14 protein-coding genes and 1 pseudogene are annotated in these 19989 nt (G+C 66.2%); 1 reads left to right on the top strand and 14 read right to left on the bottom strand.

Annotated features, from left to right (window positions below):
- Nucleotide 1 precedes the first annotated feature (1 nt).
- The 14 genes and pseudogenes from pglZ to pglW form a co-directional block, all read right to left on the bottom strand.
- Nucleotides 2-2719, bottom strand: a complete 2718-nt coding sequence (pglZ, locus tag QZY48_RS17225; protein ID WP_295433240.1) for a BREX-2 system phosphatase PglZ — start codon at nt 2717-2719, stop codon at nt 2-4.
- Nucleotides 2719-6399: a phage resistance protein gene (locus tag QZY48_RS17220; RefSeq protein WP_295433238.1), complete on the bottom strand. Its 3681-nt coding sequence runs from the start codon at nt 6397-6399 to the stop codon at nt 2719-2721. The genes pglZ and QZY48_RS17220 overlap by 1 nt, the downstream gene beginning before the upstream one ends.
- Nucleotides 6400-6451: 52 nt before the next feature.
- Nucleotides 6452-6886, bottom strand: coding sequence for a DUF2442 domain-containing protein (locus QZY48_RS17215; protein WP_295433236.1), 435 nt, complete (start codon nt 6884-6886; stop codon nt 6452-6454).
- 18 nt (nt 6887-6904) lie between these two features.
- A pseudogene (locus QZY48_RS17210) lies at nt 6905-7003 on the bottom strand (type II toxin-antitoxin system VapC family toxin); the annotation flags it as partial.
- A 72-nt stretch (nt 7004-7075) separates the two neighbouring features.
- Nucleotides 7076-7336 (bottom strand): type II toxin-antitoxin system VapB family antitoxin, encoded by a 261-nt coding sequence (locus QZY48_RS17205; protein ID WP_295433232.1) that lies wholly within the window; start codon nt 7334-7336, stop codon nt 7076-7078.
- Nucleotides 7337-7499: 163 nt separating this feature from the next.
- Nucleotides 7500-8552, bottom strand: coding sequence for a Fic family protein (locus tag QZY48_RS17200; protein WP_295433229.1), 1053 nt, complete (start codon nt 8550-8552; stop codon nt 7500-7502).
- Complete coding sequence (gene pglX, locus QZY48_RS17195) at nt 8549-9724, bottom strand: BREX-2 system adenine-specific DNA-methyltransferase PglX (RefSeq protein WP_295433226.1); 1176 nt, start codon at nt 9722-9724, stop codon at nt 8549-8551. Before pglX (QZY48_RS17195) ends, QZY48_RS17200 begins: the two co-directional genes overlap by 4 nt.
- Entirely contained in the window at nt 9721-10092 is a 372-nt protein-coding gene (locus QZY48_RS17190) for a type II toxin-antitoxin system VapC family toxin (RefSeq protein ID WP_295433223.1), read from the bottom strand. The genes pglX (QZY48_RS17195) and QZY48_RS17190 overlap by 4 nt, the downstream gene beginning before the upstream one ends.
- A gap of 3 nt (nt 10093-10095) precedes the next feature.
- Nucleotides 10096-10383, bottom strand: coding sequence for a hypothetical protein (locus QZY48_RS17185; RefSeq protein WP_295433221.1), 288 nt, complete (start codon nt 10381-10383; stop codon nt 10096-10098).
- A 132-nt stretch (nt 10384-10515) separates the two neighbouring features.
- Complete coding sequence (pglX, locus tag QZY48_RS17180; RefSeq protein ID WP_295433219.1) at nt 10516-12987, bottom strand: BREX-2 system adenine-specific DNA-methyltransferase PglX; 2472 nt, start codon at nt 12985-12987, stop codon at nt 10516-10518.
- 144 nt (nt 12988-13131) lie between these two features.
- Nucleotides 13132-13536: a DNA-binding protein gene (locus QZY48_RS17175; RefSeq protein ID WP_295433217.1), complete on the bottom strand. Its 405-nt coding sequence runs from the start codon at nt 13534-13536 to the stop codon at nt 13132-13134.
- Between the two features lie 111 nt (nt 13537-13647).
- Complete coding sequence (locus QZY48_RS17170) at nt 13648-13983, bottom strand: type II toxin-antitoxin system PemK/MazF family toxin (RefSeq protein WP_295433214.1); 336 nt, start codon at nt 13981-13983, stop codon at nt 13648-13650.
- On the bottom strand, nt 13970-14194 hold the full coding sequence (locus tag QZY48_RS17165; RefSeq protein ID WP_295433212.1) for a CopG family transcriptional regulator: 225 nt from the start codon (nt 14192-14194) through the stop codon (nt 13970-13972). The genes QZY48_RS17170 and QZY48_RS17165 overlap by 14 nt, the downstream gene beginning before the upstream one ends.
- A 322-nt stretch (nt 14195-14516) precedes the next feature.
- Nucleotides 14517-18758: a BREX system serine/threonine kinase PglW gene (pglW, locus tag QZY48_RS17160; RefSeq protein ID WP_295433209.1), complete on the bottom strand. Its 4242-nt coding sequence runs from the start codon at nt 18756-18758 to the stop codon at nt 14517-14519.
- Nucleotides 18759-19771: 1013 nt separating this feature from the next.
- Here pglW and QZY48_RS17155 point away from each other — a divergent pair.
- The coding region (locus QZY48_RS17155; RefSeq protein WP_295433206.1) for a hypothetical protein at nt 19772-19989 on the top strand (218 nt) is incomplete at its 3' end.

Below are 19989 nucleotides of genomic sequence, written 5' to 3'. Positions count from 1 at the left end.
GTTAGTTGCCGGCGGCCCTGCGTGTGTTCAGCTGGAATTGGACCTCCAGCAAATCCCGGTTGAATTCGATCTGCGCCGTCGTCTCGTTCAGGGTCAGCACCGCGGACTGATCCAGGTTGAGCACGCGCCGGGCGGCATTCACGAAACCGCTCACGCGCATCAGGGGCATCCCCAGGCGTTGCGCCAGGGCCGTTTTGCCGAGCTTGCCGCCGCGGGTGTCGAGCGCTTCCAACAGACCCCGAATCTCTTCGTCGCACGGGGCGACCCGCGCGGCCAATTGGCGTTGCTGCCGATAGGTCGGGCTCGCCAGCAGGGCCGCGATCCAATCCACCTGGGCCACCGGTCGCACCTGGTCGAACAGGTCAGGCGCGGTTTCGTCCCGGCCGCGCCTTTTCTGCTTGGCGGCGGGCGGCGCGGGCGCCGCGGCCGGCGCCGGGAGCCGGTCCTCCCACCACTCCGGCTGGCTGGGCGGGGCGGGCCTCCAGCCCTCCAGGGTGCACAGGGGTGGGATGAACACGCTCAATGGCACCACCACCTCCTGCGGCGAGACCCCACCGTGGTAACCGAGCTTCTTGCCGCTGTAACGCAGGCGTTCACTCCAGGCGCAGACGATGCGGCTCCCCCCGTTAGGGGCGCACACCCGCCCGCCTTCGAGCAGGGTTTCATCCGCCGCAACCGGACCGCCTTCGCCATGGATCGCGTTGCGCCAGCGCTCGCCATCGGCGGCCGTGCGTTGCACGGTCTGCTCATCGATGACATGGCCATGATCGGCGGTGATGATCAGGGTGCGTCCCGCCGCGCTCGCCTCATAGAGCAGGGGGCGGAGCAGCCGCAAATCGTCCAGTGACCAGCGCAGGTGCAGTTGATCCGAGCCGCGCAGATGATCGTCTACCGCGTTATAGACCAGACCGACGACACGGCGGGTGGCGGTGCCGATCGCCTCGCGCACCGGCTCGGCCAGGTGACCACCCTCGCCGAGGTCGCCCTTGTGAAACAGGATGGGTTTACCGCCCGACTTGGACGCCGCCAGCAGTCCCTCATGGGCGGTGAAGGCAGCCTTTTCCTGATATGCGGCCCCGGCCATCAGGCGCCCCGCAAGCAGGCTCGTGCGGCTGATCTCGGTCACGGTCGGCAAGGCCGCGAGGCCGACCCAGGCGCTCGCCGCGTCCGTGGGAATCTGCTCCATCCAGCCGGAGCGCATCAGATCCGCACAGAGTTCGCGAAAGATGGGTAAGCTCAAGCCATCGACCACCAAGAACAGCACCGGCGCCTGCCGGGCCAGGGGGGCCAGGAGCTGTTCCAAGACCGACTCCACCGGCAGGCAATCCGCGGCCGGGTAGGGTTCGCGGTTCCAGGTCGCAAGCGCCGCGGCAAACCGTTGATTGAAGCCTTCGCGCCACTCCCGCACCCGCGCGGCCAGCACCCCGTAAGTGGCCGACAGTGCCGCCAGTTCATCGCCGCCCAACAATTTGAACCGCGCCCAATCGACATAGGCGCCATCTGCGGCATAGCCCTGTGCCAGGTCTGCTAAACCGGTGGCCGCGTAGGGGCGGGTTTCAAACCCGCCCCTACCTGGCGCCGCGGTGGGTGCTTGTGCGGCAACCAGCCAGCGGGCCAGGCGCAAGGCCATCTGCACCCGCTCGGCGCGCGTCCCGGGTCGGTCGCCCAGGTCGTGGTGAAGTACCTGACTTGCGGCCTGCTCCACCCGGGCCAACGCGGCCATGGAGGCTTGACCCAACAAGGTGTCCAAGGCCTGTCCAAACACCGCAAGCCGCGCCTCGAAACCGCTCGGCAACACGTCGCTCAGCCCCGCGTAGCCACGCAGATGCAGTTCCCGCAGCAGGCCCTCCGCCCGCTCGATCGCGGGTCGGGCGGCATCGCAGGGAAGGCTGCGCAGCAACCAGATAGACGCGTCCGCCCAGCGGCGGCCTTGCGGCGGCGCAATGCGCCGGTCCCCGGTGTAGCGCTCCAAGCGCACCGCAGCCGCCGCCAGTTCCGGCAGTCCAGCCCACCCTGGCGCGAGCACCAGACTCCAGAGTAGGCCGATAGGCAGTGCGTGCGCCGCGTTGCCCGCGGCCACGCAACCCATGACGAGCTCACCCACCGGACCCGCGCAGTCGGCGAGCCAGGCCAGGATCTGCGGCTGAGCATCCGCGGGCAGTCGCAGAAAACGCCCGACCCGATCCGCCGCCATGGTCCAGCGCAGCAGGCTCACCAAGTCCGGGCGCGCCTGCGGCAGGCCCAGGCTGCCGTTCAACACCTGCTTCCACGCCGTTTCCAGGTCGAGGAAGCCCCCGGCAACCGGCGGATAACCGCCTGTCGGCAGGTAATCAAGCAGCGCCTGTGCCATCCAGCCTTGCGCCGCCAGACGGGAATCGATCTCGGTTGCCTGGAACACCTGCCGGACCATGTCCCAGCGCTCCACCTGGAAGACGCGTCCGCGCGACAGCCGCGCAAGCGTATCGGCGCCGAGCGCCGCATCGCTTAAGTGCGTCAGCAGGATGACGCCGGCGGACGGCGACGCCTCGACCTGGATCAAGGCCTGCCGTGCCGCGAGGCTGGACGGACACCAGTGCAGCCGAAACGATCGGTTACCCACCGACAAGGATTCCGGCCAGACCGCCGCCGTTGGCGAGCGGATGGCGATGCAGCGGGCTTGCGGGTCCCGCGCCAGTACGGCCCCGACCTGAGCGACAATCTGATTGCGCGTCGGCACCATCAGGTCTTGCCTGTGGTTTTCAGCAACCGCCAGCTCACCGACAGGCGCAGTTCGCGGTCTTGCTCCATCTCGATACGAATAGCGTCCAGCAGGGTGCGCGCCTGCCCAGGGTCGAGATTCTCCGCCTCACCGGTGCGCACCACGACCGGGTCTGGGTCGGGCTTTGGCGGTGGTGGCTTGGGTACATCGGTCAACAGCTGCAAGGCCTTGGCCTCTTGCTCGTCCAAGGCCGGCTTGAGGGCGATGACATGCTCGTCAGCGGCCAGGACCTCGGCAATCCGGGCCTTGATGCCCAAGGCGGCCGTGCGACGGTGGTCGGACAGGGCGGTCACTGCCTCAAAAAGCCTCCATCCGGCCATGCGCAGCGACTCGTCGAGCTGCTTGGCCCCGGCCAAGGTCCGCGCCATCGCGGCCTCTGAGGTCGCGATGGGGCACTGCGCCAGCACACAGACCACCTGGCCTGGTTCCGCGCTCACCAGTGCCGCCAGCAGTGCCTCGGCCGAGCGCGCGGTGGTCAGCCGGGGGGGCTCGGCGGCCTGGGTCCCATCGCCGGCCCCCTGGGGAACCCCCGCTCCATAGGCTTGCAGGCGCTGTTGCAGGGTGTTCAAGAAGCTCGCCAGCGGCACCCTCGCCTCCCGCGCCTTGCCGAGCACAGCCTCCACCAGCTTCGCCACATTGGCAGCAGTCAGGGTCCGCAGCGTCCCCAGCCCGAACAGGGCGCCGGCCCGCGCCAGCGCCCGCTCCCACTCATCAAGGCTCGGCAGCACCTGCTCACGCAACTCCAGCGCCCCGGGAAGGTTGTCCAGGCTGGGCTGAAAGGGACCCTGGTTGAGAAAGAACGACCGGTTGGTCTGACCGGCAAAGACGAGCACGATCAGGTTCCCAGCTTCCGTCGGCAATCCCATGGCCGCCGGCTGATCCAACCACTGGCGCAGCCGCGCCACCGTGATGGGGCCGCCCTCGCGCGCCTGGGCCTGCTCGAAATGGGCCTTCCAGTGCTGACCCAGCACGAAATGGGTCTCACCCATCTCGCCCAGATTCAGTGGACCCGCAATCGAGCGCACCAGCGCCCGGGTCGCCTTGTCCATCACCGGCACGCGGCCGTCGGTGGACTCCAGGGCGCGCCCGAGTTCAAGCCACACCTTCTTCAGGGCGGCCGATTTCACCTCGGTATCGAAGCGGGGATGGGCGGGGAACTGGTGGCTGAAGAGCTGATCCAGCAGGCCCTCGAAGGCCCCCTTGAGATCCGCACCCACCGGCGGGCGGGGGCGCAGCGTCGGGTCGAGCGACCGGAACTGGTCGTCCGGACTCAAACGGCTGGCGATGGCGTCGCGTGGCTCACCCGCAATCCCATAGGCCACCTCCAGACATTGCCGCAAGCGACTCTGGAGCTGGTCGCGCTGATTCCTAGCCAGCGCCCGCGCCGGTCCCCGATCCACCAGCGACAAATGGCCCGCGTAATCGTTGAACCGCTCGCCGGTCAGGATGTAGTCCAGTATCACCAACCGGCCCAAATCGCGCAGGGTCCGCTCGGACAGGAAGGACGGCAGCCACACCAGGGTGCGCGTCGTACCGCCCCGGTATTCACTCAGGCGCGCCAGGTCGTCGGCCGGGGTCCGGTTGGCCGCGTCGAAGGGATAATCCACCACCACCGTCCAACTGCCGTCGCGCCCGCGCAGGCGGTCATCCGCCATTTCGCGCACGTTCTCGTAGACCAGCTCCACCTCGCGCCGGGTCCCGCGCCAGATAGAGGTGTACATGGTGAACAGGTCGTTCGTATCGGCGATACCGAGGCTTTCAAACAACAGCTCCCGAATCTTGCGGCGGCGATTGCCGGCATTATCCTGATCCCCGGCCCCCCGCACGATGGGTTCGATGTCCACACCGGTCACCGCAATCGAGATCAGTGGATTGGCATCGTCGGTGACCTTGATCTCACCCACCTCGGCCGCCCAGTCACGGCAGCGGCGCAGCACGTCCTGGCCCTCCCGACCCGGGATCGGCGAGCGGAACGAGCCGTGATTGAGCGCGGCCAGCCGCTGCGCGGTCAGCGCCTTGAGGGTCTCCACCTCCGGTACCAGGGCCGCCAGCAGCAGGGTCTTGATGAGGCGCGCGTCATTGCGCAGGTTCCTGGCCTTGCCGGCCTCGGCGGACCCCTCTTTGATTGCCTGCCAGGTCACGCCATGGGTGCGCTCCAGCAGTGGCAGCAGCTTCTGGTGATAGAGCCGCTTGGCATTCTCGAAGTGAATGCGCATCGCATCGGAAAAGGGCTCGTCGCCATCGGCGATCACGTCATAGAGGTCCCCCACCGGGATGATCTGACCCAGTTCCAGGTCCTCACGCCGGTCCACCAGCAATTGCAGCATCAGCTTCAAGGCGGTGCGCTCGCGCTGCAGCACCGATGAGACCGCAATCAAGGCCTGCACCAGGGCCGGGCTGAAGGGATAGACCTGGCGGAACATCTCCCGATCCGCGGTGGTGGTCAGCAGGGTATCGAGCACCTCGCGGCGCACCGACAGGAAACCGTGGAAGGCCTGTTCCAGCTCCTGGCGCGCGGCCTCGCTGCTTGGGCGCAGCACCCGCTTCTGCGCGATGGCCGGGAGGTTGCGGTCCTCAAGCGTAATGACATGGAAGCGCGCCTCCCAGTGCTTGAGCACATCGGCGAACTGAAGCTGCAAGGCCCCGGCCAGGTTCTCGCCCACCAGCTCGCGCAGGTCCCGCTGCCGGGCGACGAAGCTCACCAGCGGGATCGGCCGGTCCGCGTGGGTGGCCTCCACCAGCTTCACGAGCTTGGTCCCCTCGCTGCTGACGAATGAGACATCCGCCGCCCGGCTCGCCAGCCACAGGATCAGCTCGTCCAGGAACAGGATCACCGCGTCATAACCCAGGGCCTGGGCATGGCGGCTCATGATGGACAGCCCCAGATCCAGGCCCACGAAGCCGTGTTCCTTGACCTGCTGAGTCTCTTTATCAAGTTGCGAGAGATTCGCGGCAAACTCCGCGTAGGACGGAAAATAGGATGCAATCAAGGCACTGACCAGGCGAATCCGCTCCTCACCATTCGGCGCCTCCAGGGTGGCCGCCTCGAAGCTGCCGGCATCCCAGCCGCCCTCCAGGTCCCCCCAATTGCTACCCCGGACCGCGTTGAGCCGGGCGAAGAAGGGCTCATCCCCCAACTGAGAACGCAGCCCTTGGGCATCCTGGAAGAGCCGATCCGCCAGATAGAACCCTGGCACCGGGGCTTCGGGATGCAGACGCCGGACATAGTCGGCGTACTGGCCCAGGATGGCCGACTCCATGTCACGTGCCCCGATCATGTGATAGGGTACCAGCAGGAACCGCCGCCCCTGCGTCCAGCCATTGTGGTGAGCCACCAGGTCCGCCAGCTCAGTGATGGAACGCGCCTGCACATTGCCGGCGAGCAAGAGATTCAACACCGCCATGAAATGGCTCTTACCCGCGCCGAAGCTCCCGTGCAGATAGGCCGCCTTGCTGCTGTGACCCTCCAGCGCCTGGCGGATGAAGCCCAGGGCATTGTCGAAGCACTGCACCAACTGGGGCGTCACCACATAGTCGCGCAGCGTCTGCTCGGCGTGACTCACCCCCTCGGTCAGCTTCAGGACGAAATCGCCCTGGTGGACCCGCTCGGGGATGGAGATGATTTCCTTCATCAAGGTCATGACATCGCTCCCAATCGATGTATTATTTTATGTCGGGTACGCATCGCGCGCCCTACTGGATACGAGAATGCTCCATATCGATGGCCTTACACGCCAATCCGACGACTTTTGGAATGGGGCGACTGCCTGTGCGGTAGTCCGAAATCTTCCGTCGTGTCATTCCCAGCGTTTCTGCAGCAGCCGTGAGCGTCATCCCATTCCTTGCCATCCAGGCATTGAAGTCACTGATGGTGGGCAGTCCGGCTTGTCGACGGCAAAGTTCATAAAGCGTATCTGCGCCAAGGTCAAGTCCGTCCGGCCAGTCTAATCCGTGGCCCCACTCATCACACTTCATTCTGGCAAAGAAAGCCGGGTCTGCAAGCAGGTCGAATGGCGGCCTGACACAGTCAGAAAGATCGACGCTCAGGGTTTCACCAGTACTCCAAGCGATGTCGATCAGCAGTGGTCCGGTGATCTGAGCATCAAGAATACGAGGTGGCGTGGTCATGGATTTAGCCTCCGATATTCAGAGTGCTGCGATCAAGTCAGTCCGGGAAAAATCGTCACCTTTGAACAACAGCGGCTCACCGCGCTGCTTGGCCAGGGCATAGGAAAAGCAGTCGCCGAGTCTGAGCGTCGTCCTCGACGAACAGCACCGCAAGCAAGGCCGAGGTGTCGATGACAAGGGGGCCGTTGGTCACCGCGGCAGACCGTCTTCGTCATAACCGAGAATCTCATCGGCGCTGCGATCGTCCAGTACCGGTGCCCGCGCCACGCGCCCGGCGATGGCCATGATCTCGTCCACCGTGGTCCGACGCCGGACTGCGGGGGCCTCGTCGCGCAGGCGATCCAGTAGGGCGATGGCCTCCTTGTTCACCGAGCGGTGATGCGCCTGCGCCTGCTGTTTGAGCCAGGCATGCAACTCGTCCGGCACGTCACGTAAGGTCATGGTGGGCATGATGGTTCTCCCGCAGTCGAAACGCAGTCATAATGCCATCATCGCACCGCAATTGGTAGGGTACGCATTGCGTACCCTACGAGTTACGGGCTGATCGAATGTCGAGTCGTGTGCGGGGCGTGCCGATCACAGTACCCTCTTTCTTACGCTCTTTAGCGTGAGTTTACCCTGATTCGCCGTCGCGACGGACCCATTTCGCACCCGGTCCGCGACCCACGCAGTCCACGGACTTGCCGCGTTCGTCGGCCAGCACGCGGCGGATCATGTCCCGACTCACGCCAGGGCACGCCTGCTCCAGTTGGGTCAGGGTGAACTCCCTGGGCAGACGACGCAGCGCCGCCTGAACCTGCTCGGTCTTGGCGCCGCGGGGTGCCTGGACCTCGCCCACGCGCTCGATCAGCTCCCGGTAGGCGCTCTTCAGGATGAACAGCACATAATTGATGAAGGGCCAGGGGTCCTGTCGCCCCTCGTGCCAGCCTTGGGAGCTAAGTTCCAAGGTCTCGTAGTAGCGCTCCTTGTTCTGCTCGATCAACCGTTCAAGGCTGATGTAGCGCCCGACCTCGATGCCTTGGTGATAGCACTGCAACAGCAGCAGCAGCCGCGAAACCCGGCCGTTGCCGTCCCGAAACGGATGGATGCACAGGAAGTCCAGATTGAAGGCGGCCATGGCGATCAGCGGGTGAACCCAGCCCTCCTCCCCACACCGCTGGTTTTCATCGATCAGGCGGACCATGGCGGCTGGGCTGTCGGCCGCCGGCACGGTACGGAAACGTACCCGCTCACTGCCGTCCGAGTACCGCTCGATGATGTCGCAGTCCCGCTCCTTGTACTTTCCGGCATCCCAGATCTCCCCGCGGGTCAGGGCATGCAGGCGACGGATGGTCTCTTCTGCAACCGACAGGCCGGCACCCTGCGCGTGGATCAGGGTCAGCGCATCACGGTAGCCGCGCACCTCTTCCTCATCGCGATCACGCAGCAGCGGCGTCCCATGGATCAGGTCCGCGATCCGGCGCGGCTCGACCTCAATCCCCTCGATCCGATTGCTCGATACCGCGCTCTCGATCAGTGCATGCTCACGCAGCGCCTTCAGCCGCTGGGGAGACTGACGGGTATAGAGTTCCTGCTTGCCGCGCAGCTCACCCAGGTCAGCCAGATACCAGGCGGTACCGCCCGGGACCAGTGCGTCGCCGCCGGCGAATTGGCGCAAGGTGGTCATCCGGTCTTGCGCCGCCCGCGACGAACCGCGACCGCGGCGGGTTTCCAGGCGCGCAGGTCGTCCATGGTCAGGCCCAGGGTGCGGGCCTCGTCAATGATGAAACCGGCGAAATAGTCGCCCATGCGGGTGGCGTGCTCGGCGTCGTAGTCGTTGTGCCATTGCGTGAGCCAGGGAATGAGTTCCAACAGGCCGGAGAGCAGGGGTTGCAGGCGCGCCGGTTCCCAGCCCTCGCCCTCCTTCATGTCCAGATAATAGGCGGCGAGTGCCGTGGCCTGTTGCAGGTGGTTCCAACCGGTCCAGGCGATGACCAGACTCCCATCGGCGCCGCGCTCGGCGCCGGGGTAGCTCACCCAGCGCTCCTTGGGCACGTCGAGTCCCCCGCGCAGGCGCCAGCAGTCGGTCTTGAGGAAGTCGGTGGACTTGTATTTGGGCGGGACCGGAATCTCGCCGACCGGCTCGCCGGCGTCCTCACGCCTTTGCAGGTCCCAGGTGGACTCCCATTGCTCACGCTTGCGCAGCCCCGGTTCGGTGTAGCGCAGCACCGGCAGGAAGGGCACGGACTCGGCGGCGACCAGGACCGCTACCAGGGCGGACGGGTCGAAGTCCGGGCGGCCGGCGTAGATCTCGGCGACCTGCATGAATTCAGGGTCCCGGCGTGCCCGGTCGGCGAGGCGGCTGGTGCTGGTCAGGGCCACCGGGTCCGGCCAATAGGACGGGGTCTCCAGCCGGTCCAGCAGCCAGCCCTTGAGTGCCGTCTGTTCCTGCTCGACCCAGGGGGTGGCGGCCCAGCGGCGCTTGTATTCGGGGCGCTCGATGAGCCCGATGTACTTATCCGATTCGATCAGTGCAATCCGCGCCTCGACCACTTGCCGGTATCCCGCCGGCCAGTGGTCGGGGATTGCGGTAATAGGCGTGGAGCCGTGGCGGGTGAACCAGGTGGTCTGCTCCTCGCCCGCCGCGATTCGGCGGGCGAGTACGATTTCAAAGGCGCGTTCGCCCAGCGCGATCTCGGGCGGGTTGGGATACTCGTCATCCGTGTTGTCGCCCAGCAGGCCGTAGAGGCGATAGCAGCGCCAGTCCAGTTCCTCCTGCCAGGCGATCTGTTGGCGGCGGATGGATTCGGCGCGAACGCGGGCGGCATCGAGGCTGGCACGGGTCGGTAGGGCGGTCATGTGATTCCCGTGAGGCTGTCGAACCTCAGGCCGGGTACCCATGAAAAGTCGCCCTCGTTGTGCGTGGCGAGCGTCAGATTGTGCTCCAGGGCCGTGGCTGCGATCAGGGCATCACCCAGGGACATCTTGCGTTGCTGGCGCAAGCCGATGGCCAGATTCACCGTGGCCGGTCCAATGCCGAGTTCATCCAACGGCTCAATGATAGCCTCGATGAGTTCCTGCTCGCCCGGCTTGAGCTTGTGATACCCCAGCACCTCGATACGCGTGATGGATGAAATGGCCGGCAAGTGCTCCTCTAGCCAAGTATGCAACGGGTGGTTGGGTCTCGATGCGGCCAGGATGATGATATTGCTGTCGGCGAGCCACATCGCTCAAGCATCCCTGCCAGGTAAAGGACGGTCGGCACGCTCTGCGCGTTGCCAGGCGACCGGGTCCTCGATGTCGGCGAACACGCCGGCTGCAGCGGCCGCCGCCAATGCCTTACGCAGTGCCGCGCGTCGCTCGGCAACGGTCCTTGGCGCAGCGGCGGCTGGGGCGGGCGCATCCAGCAGCAGCAACACCCGCGCCGGTTGGCCGAATGAGCCGCGCAAGGTCTCGGGCAGATCGAGATCGATATGGCCTTGAGGTGAAATGGTGGCGGCTAGCTCGATGGCTTGCATCTCAATGCTCCGGTTCAGGGTCGCGCGGGCTGGGCAGAAGAGGTCTCACGCCAAGGCGCCAAGCTCGCCAAGGGGGTTGTGTGCGAGCAGAGGCGGCGGGCGCGTCGCCTGGTTGGTCATGGTCAATCACCATCAACCCTCCTTTTCTTCTTGGCGCCTTGGCGCCTTGACGTGAGACATTTCCGGGTCCGGGGTCGAGGCCGATCCGATCAGGGCCGCCGGGAGGCAGGCGGCGTAGTCTTGGGCGAGGCGGTCGAGGGTTTGGGCGAGGTCGAGCGGTCTTTCCTCGGTGAGCGGGAACCCCGCAAGGCTGGTCGCGGCAAAGGCGTAGCGGTCCATCCAGGGCTCGGGCTGAATGCCGCGGCCCATGCCGCTGCCCTTTTTTGGATAGCAGACCTGCTTCATCCAGAAGCATCCGGTCGAACTGTTAAGCACGCCGATCAGGGATAGGTGATCGTCTTGCGTTGCCTCGGGCGGGAGCTTGATGACCGGAGCGGTCTGCTTGAACACTTTGCCGCCGCGGTCGAGGACGAAATGGTTGTGGGTAGTAATCTCGCCAAACGTAATCGTAAGTGGCGTGCGGAGTTTTGAAAGATATCTCTCAAGATGCTCATACCAGTACTTACCGGCATCCGTCATTGTCTTACCGAAAACCGTCCTGCCATTCAATAGGGAGCGAAAACGCCAGAGATGACGACCGTCTTTCTCAGGCAAAATCCTAAAGGCGTCTCCGGATAAGCTCTCATATGGGTAATAGACGTTGGGGGCATCAAAGATGCGCCAATCGCGGACGCATTCGCCAGTAACTAAAGATACAACAGACATAATGCCATGTCGCTGAAAAAAACTTTGATCAGCTATCCAAATATCGTCTTCGCCAACCACAGTCGTTCTTCCAATTTCTTCTTTCAAATCGCCGAGAACGCCTTCAGATGCCGATTCGATCACATCCTTTAAGTTAGACGCACCACCGCCGCCAATGCTCCACGGATGTTTGCTGAAGATCATTCGTGGCGCATCGGCCACTGAGACATAGGTCGACTCGCTTCCAGCCACGTCCACCTGATCTACGATGGCGCGCCACACCAATCCCCGAGTGGGATCGGCCGGTGTAGTCGGCTCACCCTTGATACCCATTACAATGCGAATCTTGTCGCTGGCAGGCTGCTGGTCGCGTCCGAACAGGATGACAGATGGGGTACCGTTTCCTGGGATGTAGGCGTCTCCGGTGTCGATAATATGGGTGATATCTAATGCGGGCAGAGCCTCTTCGATCAGCTTGTTGCCAAACTCGCGTTTCATGAATGAATTGGCAGTGATGAGCCCGACATAGCCCGCCGGCTGATTGCCATCTCCCGGAATCGCCAACTCGAAAAACCGCTCCGTAAACGGTACGCCCAGTGAATATTGTCGGTGACAACTGTTATAGCGTGCCCGGTAGGCCGCATTGAGTGCCGCATCCTTGACCGTGATATAGGGCGGATTCCCCACCACCGCATGATAGCGCTGCCCGAGGATGCCATTGACCTGCCCCAGGTCCTCGATGGCATAGGCATGTTCCAGGCGGGTACCCTTGTAGGAGTCGGCGGCGAAAAGATCCATGGTCCCGGTGAGCCCGAACCGCGGCCCATGCAGCAGGCTATCGCCGACCGCCAAATGGAGCTGAAACCGCGGCGCATCGCTCAAGGCGTGAATGTCACTGGCGGCCAGCGCGGCGACCAGCAGCCGGAACCGGGCAATGGCGACCGCAAAGGGATTGAGGTCGACGCCATAGACCCCGTCGAGCGCCCGCTGCACCGTGTCGCGCGGGTTGCGCCCCGGCTCGTGGCGCGCCCGGATGGCGAGCAGGCGCGCGAAGGCGCCGAGCAGGAAGTGGCCGGAGCCGCAGGTGGGATCGATGAGGCGCACCGCCTGGTAGCCGAAGGTGTCGAGCGCCGGGGTGAGGGTGCGGTCGAGGATGAATTCCTCCACGAACTCGGGCGTCTGCAGCAGTGCGTAGCGCTTGCGCGTGGCCTCGGAGAGGTCCTGGTAGAGGTCGCCCAGGAAGCGGGTGTTCCACTCGGGGTCGGTGAAGTCGTGGACCAGCAGGCCGCGGTCCGGGTCGATCTTCTGCCAGAAGGCCATGAGCGCCATGGCGGCATCGCCGGAGCAGCCGAGCCGGAAGACCGGGTTGTGGCGCTCGTCGTAGAGGTCCTCGAGTCCCGGGAGGGCGCCGACCTCGCGGAAGCAGGCGAGCAGATAGTCGCGGTCGTTGTCGTGCGGCCGGGCGCGGAACCAGCCCTCATGCCGGTCGCGCGCCAGTGCGAGGCGGTTGTTCTCGCCACCCGCCGGACCGGCCAGCCAGGGCCGGGGGATGAGCCCGTTGTCCTCGATGAAGCGGACGAAGACGCAGGAGAGCAGCCAATGCACCGCCGCCTGGGTGATCGCCGCCTCCAGCCAGGCCGTCTGGGTCTCCCCGGTGCGCCCGGCGGCGCGGGCGGTCTGCCATTCGCCTTCCAGGGCGGCACCGAGCGCGCTGTCCTCGCCGATGCGCGCGCGCAGGTCGTCTTCCAGGACCTTGAGCAGGCGTTGCAGGTCTTTGAGGAGGGCGGGGGCGTGGATCATGCTTGGGTCACTGTAGGGGTACCGGGCGGGACGGGGCATTCGCCCCGTCCCAAAATTTTATCGCGTCGCTGATTGGTATTACCCGCGGTTTCGGAGAAAACGTTTCGGACGGGGCGAAGGCCCCGTCCGGCGCGGGGGCGTGGATCATCCAGCCGCTCCGGCTGCGAGCGACTCGATGTAGCGCAGCAGGTCGTCGGTGCGACCGGCGCTCACCAGTTGCTCGGCGGTCTTGTAACCGAAGGGCGGCAGCGGTTCGTTGCGGTACCAGAAGAGCGCCTGCTCCAGGTCCCCGGAGAGATCGGCCGCCGCGCGGATCGCGCGTACCGCTTCGCGCAGGAAGCGCTGTATGCCTTCGGACGCGGGCGCGCGACCGATGGTATTGCGGTGGACATGGGCCTGTCCGGCCAGGGTCTGGAGGTCCATGCCGAGCGCCTCGCTGAAGCGTTTGGGGGACAGAACGGCGATACCCGCCTGGCGGTCGTGCAAAAAACTCAGAAAGCCGTCGAAGCTCCGGTTGAACGCGGGGACGGCTTGGGCGGTGGCGGTCATGGTGTTACCTCAGCGTGGTGCACTCTCGGCGCACTTATTATGCACCAAAATCGCAGCGATGGCGCCGTGTCGTCGGCATTGGGCGGGTGTGAGGCCGAAGGCAAAGGCCCACTACAGCGCGAGGTGCAGGCGAATGGCCGCGTCGATTGCGCGCATCTGGTCTGCCGCAAGCCGACCGACCGCCGGCCCTGGGATGCGCTCCTTGGCAATGGTACGGATCTGCTGGGCCTGCGCCTTGGAGTCTTTGGGGAGCCCGGATTGCGTGACGGACAGGGCTACCTCGAAGGGATAGACGCGGGTGACGTTGGAGGTGATGGGCACGATCGTGACCGTGCTCGCCGCCCGATTATTGGCATCGTTGCTCACGATCAGCACTGGGCGGCGCTTGTTGATCTCGGAGCCCACGCTTGGGCTAAGGTCGGCATAGAGGATGTCACCACGCTTCATGGGCAAGCCCGTCGCCGCTGGTCGGCGCCCAGTCCGGGTCGAGCTCGGCCGCCGCCTCACGGTAGGCGGCCTCGAGGTCTTCCTCGCGCAGCCGGCGTAGCGCGTGCTCGATGACCTGGGACCGGCTCTTCATCGCATGGGCCTGACGATAGGTCTCGATCAGTGTCACCGCCTCCGGGGTGAGCGAGATTGACAGCTTTTCTGCCCGCATGGTGTACCTGCTGATTCGACGTTGGTGCTACCGGCTATCCTACTGAGCCTGCTACCGTTCGGCAATCCTGTCGGATCCGCGGTTTCACCTTGTCTTGCGGGCCGACCCCAACGGGGTCGAACATACCAGCCCAGGGCAACGCCCTGGGATCGCGTCGTTTTATCGGTCAGCCCTGAAAGGGCGTGACATAACGAGGAGATTGTTATGTCACGCCCTTTCAGGGCTCGCCTTCCCTAAATCGCCGACCCAGGGCGTTGCCCTGGGCTGGTATGTCAGGCCCCTTCGGGGCTTGAGCCGTCGCAGGATGACGCGGAACGCGGTACTACGGATGCTCGATCCAGGCCGGGGGGATACGGGCCCACTGGGCAGAGGAGATGACCGGTACGGGAACGCCGTCCACCGCGGGCAGGCCGTCGGCGTGCATGGGCACGAGCAGCCAGAGGGGGGGCGGGGTCTGGCCCTGGCCCGTGCGATCACGGAGCGCTTCGACGAGCCCCATGAGTTGGTAGCGCGCCAGCAGGCCGGGGTCGACCAGCAGGATGGGTTGGTTGGCCTCGAGCAGCCGGTGCCGCACCTGCGGCAGGGCCTTCTGCACCAGGCGGGTGAGGTTGGTCCAGTCGCGGCTGCCGGGGGCGGCGGCATCGGCTTGCAGTATGACCTCCCAGCCCACTTTGTGGCGTAGGGACTGGTCTTGCAGCGCCTGGATCAGCAGGGCGTCCAGGCTCAGTCGCGTCGCTCGATGGCGGCGCAGCAGTTGCGCCTCGGCATGGCAGGCGAGGCGTGGCAGGACGGTGAGTGCGAGAAAACCGCCGGCCGTGCGGGCGCGCTCCAGGCGGTCCTCGAACTGCCGGATCAGGGCGGCATCGGCGGTGAGGTCATCGATGACCCCATCGCCGGGTTCGCCGCGGGTGCCGTGGCGGGACAGCCAGGTGGTGGTGCCGGCCGAGGGTTCGGTCCGGCCGGCCGGTGAGTAGTAGCCGGGCCCCTGGGGTCCGCTCGGGTCCCAGGTCAGGGCAGCAGCAGCCTCGACGAGCAAGGCGTCGAGCGCCGGGCGGTCGGGGATCGGTGCGCACGCGGGGAAACGACCCTGGATGCGGTCGCGGATGTCGCGGGCCTGGCAGTAACGCGGGCCGGTCAGCGCACCAAGGGACAGGCGCATGGCCCGCAGCGCCGGCATCCCCTGCGGGTAGACCTCCTGGCGACTGGAGAGTGCGGCGGTGCGTGACGCGGCCGTCGCCAGCCGCAGCAGGCGCTGGGCCGACAGCGGCGCGACGCTGCCGGGCCGCTCCAGCGCTTCCAGGGTCTTGCGGGCATGCGGTGGGGTGAGCAGGGGATCGGTCCGGGCGATCTCGTCGGCGGCGACGCCCAGTCGCCTGGCGTAGTCGGCTTGGTCGGGGCCGAGCGCGACCAGGGGCGGCACCTGGTCTTGCTCGAAGAGCTGGTAGCGTGGCTTGGCGAGGCTGCCCTCGGCCTCCTGAGCGGCGCGCACCAGCGCGGTGGCCAGACGCCGGCGCAGGGTGTCGTCCTGGTGGGCGCAGCCGCGGGCGGCCAGCAGGACCAGTGCCAGCTCCGGGACGGTCATGACGCCGCCATGGATCTGGAGCAGCGTCTCGAGCTCCCCGCGGACCTGGGTGAGGGGCGCGAGCTTGAGCCAGCGCTCCCGGGCCTTGAGCAGTGTGTCGGAGAGCGCCGAGCGGGCGAGTCGGGTCACCCGCGCGACCGCACCCAGGGTGGGCCAGGCGCTGTCCGTGCCGTCGGCGGCCGGCTCCAGCCCCAGGTAGATGGCGAGCGCCTGTGCCGGGTCACCGGTGGGCGGACGGTCATCCCCGGCCGGTCGCTTGGGCAGGAGTTGGCAGGCGAGCGCGTCGATGCTGGCGACGCCGGGGGTCTCGTTCAGGCGCACCGTGGTCGGCGCTCGCGCCGAGTCTGGGCCCAAGTCGGGACGCAATTGGAGAAGCTTCTTGGCCTTGAGTCGAATCTCTTTGCGGATGCGGTCGCCGACGCCGCTGCGATAACGGAACTTGATGCGCTCCACCGCCAGCAGGTCGCGCAGGTTGTGGATGCCCATGCCGTCCAGGACGTTCTGGGCCTCGACGCTGTAGCCCAGCTCGGCGATGCTGGTCGCGGCGGTGGCGAGGCGGGCCAGCGCGGCCAGGCTCTCGGGCGCGGCGCCGACGCTCTGGGTGTCGGCGAAGGCCTGGCGCCAGGCGCGCAGCATCTCTTCGGCATTGTCGAAGCGCTCCCGGTAGTCGCGATGCAGTGCCCGCTCGAAAAAGTCGGTCAGGGCGTCGCGCAGGTGCGGGTCGAACCGGTCGGTAGCGAGGCTGACCTCGCAATCGAGCATGGCGGCCTGGGAGACGCCGTCGCCCCAGCGCGGCAGCTCGCCGGTGAGCATTTCGTAGAGGGTGACGGCGAGTGCAAAGCGCTCGGCGGCCAGGTCCCAGCGCGGTGGTTTGCGCAGTGGGAGAAAGGGGTCCAGGTAGGGGTGGGTGCCGGCGCTGATGTTCTCGGGCGAGGCACTGGTGAGCGAAAAATCGAACAGGACGAGTTGTAGCCGTCCGCCGGCCGATTGGGCGATGCCGATGTTTTGGGGCTTGATGTCACGGTGGGCGATACCGAGCCCCTCCAGGCAATCGACGACCGCAATCAGCTCTTCGCCGAACCGGCTGGCCAGATCCAGGGACAGCCGCTCGTCTTTCTCCAGGCGCTTGGCCAAGGTCTGGTCGCCGGCCTGGCACATGAGCAGCGCCGTGCGTCCGGCGATGACGAGCGTGCGGCGCCATTCCACCACGTGCGGGTTGCGGTGCAGCTTGGCCAGGGCCTCGCCCTCGGCGACCAGGCGGTCATTGTGTGAAGCGTCGGAGGCGACCTTGAGGACCAACTGCGCCTCGTCGCCGTCAGGAGCCCCGTCCGGTCGCACCAGCAGGACATCGGAGGATGAGCCCTTGCCCAGTCGGCGCAGGACGGTGAAGCCCCCTTCCAAACGATCGTTGGCGGTGGCGATGGCGGGGTCGACCGTGGCCTCGGGGTCGGGGGTGGTGAGGGCGTCTTCCAGGGCATCCAGGGCCTTGAGGAAGTCGCCGACCGTCGGGCAACGGGCGCTGGTATCGGGCAGGGTGCTGAGCTGGATGAGCTCCTGCAACGCTGGACCGGCACCGTCCATCACATCGGAGATGCACAGCCCTGGGCCGGCGCGCAGCCGCTCCAGTTGCTCGATGACGCTCCCAGCCGGCGGCTGGCCGGAAAAAAGATGGTAAGCGATGGCGCCCAAGGAGAAGACGTCGAGCTGCGCGCCCAGGCCGGCGCCATCCTGGTCCTGCGCGGCTTGCTGTTGCCAGGCGGTTTCCGGGGCCAGGTAGACGCGGCCGGGGTCTTCCACGCCGTCCTGGACGTGCAGGGTGCCGACCGTGCGCCGCCCATCGGCAGCGGCGGTGCCACCGCTACCCGATGCGCGGGCGCCGGTCTGCCAGTTCATAATCTGGAGGCTTGGCAGGACCGACTCGGGGTCCCGCACCAGGATGCTCTGGGGACAGAGCGCCCGGTGGAACAGGCGCTTACCGTGGGCGTATTGCAGGGTCTCGGCCAGGTGGCGGACCAGGTGCAGACGCTGGCTCACATTGAGCCGGTCGCCATGCTCGCGCAGCAACAGGTCCAGGCGGCGTGAGCGCGGATCATGGTCAAAGATCAGTGCCGGGCCCTGCTCGCTGTCCTTGTAGTCGCGGACCTTGAGGATGCCGGGGTGGTCGATGCCTTCGAGGATTTGGAACTCGCGAACCGCTTGTCGGATCAGGGCGTCACGCGCCTGGGCGGTGGCGGCCGTGGCGTAGGGGTAGATGCGCACCCGACGCCGGATGCTCTCGATGCTGCGGTGCTGACCCTCCCAGTCCTGCCAAGTCTCACCCTCGGCGAGTAGAGCGCCCAATTGGTAATCGCCCACCAGGCGGTGCTTGTTGGAGGGACGGATACCGGCCTGGGCCATGGCCTGCGCCAGGATGCGGACCTGGGCCTGGTCGATGCGCTGCCCGTCGTCGGCAGTGCTCAGGGTGGGGCCGGCGGTCAGCGCGCCGATGATGCCATCGTCATGGGCGCTGCCTGGTTGTCCGCGCAGATAGACCCCGGCGGCGGCGGTCCCGGACAGCTTGCAGACCAGGTCCGTGGCGGAGAGAAAGACGCAGGGCCGGATAAAAGGGATGCGCGCCCGGGACTTCTGTACCGCCGGCAGGCGCCGCAGCAGGTTGGCGAGGCGCTTGGCCTTGCGATCGGCGAGGATCAGCGGGCTATCGTAGCTGTAGGGCCTGCCGTCCGTGGTCCAGGTCCAGGTGTGGGGGTCGCCCGTGAGCACACCGGGGCGGCTCTCGATCTCCATCAGGAAGAGCGCGGCCGGGGTCAGGATCAGGGCATCGACCTCGTTGACCCGTCCTTCGTCGTCGATGAACTCGAAATTGGTCCAGGCGTGCCAGGGGTGGTGATCGGGGAGTTGGGAACGCAGCCATTGCAGGGCGTCGCGTTCCCAGGGGAAGCGGCATTCCGTGATGGCGCTCCAGCGCGTTGGACTCATGGGCATGAGAGCGAATCCCTCGGTCGCATTGTCGGGCTCTGCGCTGACTTCGTCTGGTACCGGGCGCAAGCGGGGATTTTACCTGACCAGTGTGCAAATCGCGTCCTGGTTGTCGACTCGGTGACGATCTCGGAGGCGATTCGCCACCTCGCGGCGCGTACCGACGCGCGGTCCAACCCCAGAGCAGCAACTACGAACAGGGTCTCCGGCGCTTGGGGCACGAGGCGGCACGCGAACTGGCCGCAGCCTTGGGAACGGTCTCGGCGGGGTCGCTGCTCGGGCGCGACGACGCCTTGAACCTCAGCGCAGACAAGCGCGTCCTGATCCAGCATAGCCGGGCGACTGACGCCCGCGGTCGAGCGCAGCCGCGGGCTGCAGCCGGGGATGCTGCCGGTAGCCGACAACAGGCTCCTGAAAGCCTTTGTCGGCGCGCCGGTCTCCGCGTGCCTCCCCCTGCCCTCTTCATTTCACATAACTGGGGTTTGGGGCCCTGGTTCGCCAGACCCTTCGCCTTCGACGCTTGGCTGCGTGGGTCCAGCATACTCCCTCGCCTCGGGTTGCGCCGGGGCCTCGATATCAGTCAGGGCCGGTAGCCCCAGGCTCGCACCGGGTCTGCTGGAGCGATCCAACGCCTCCGGTTTTGGTCGCGGGTTGTCTTGATCTGGCGATGGGGGAACCGGCGAGACGCCAGGGCCAAGCGATTCGGGTCACGCATGTGGTGTCGCGTAACTTAGGAGTTGTGCGACATGGGGCCGTCACTTTTCCATCTTGCTTGCTGAAGCCAGTCAGCGCCACCCGTCTCTAGGATTCCATTGGACTGACAACGGGACATCGGTCAGCACCGCGCGGACCGAGGGCATCAAGAAGCGTCGCAGCAGGTTCAGGACTTCCGTCAGCGGAACCGGATCAAGCGTGTTCTTGTTGAGAAACGCCTGCCACTGGGTCTGCTTCTAGCGGTCCTGGGCGTCGAGACCCAGCGCCAGTGGGCCGCCAAGGCCATCGCCCGCACCACGCCGGCGTTGCTGGCGCTGTTTTCCATCGTCTGCTTGATGGTCTATCGGCTACGCGACCACTGGGCGTCCTTGCCGCGCTCCACCGCCTGGTACCTCAAGCCGCAGGCCACCTTTTCCGACTGCCTGGCGCTGGTGCGCCGCACGATTTGGGCCGAGGGGAATTACGTCAACTCGCTCGCGGATCAGGATCAGGTGGTAATTTCCCGCCCCGCCTGGGAGCGCGT

This window comes from uncultured Thiodictyon sp. (assembly GCF_903828115.1).
Classification (GTDB): Bacteria; Pseudomonadota; Gammaproteobacteria; order Chromatiales; family Chromatiaceae; genus Thiodictyon.
This window is presented reverse-complemented; position numbering and strand designations above follow the sequence as displayed.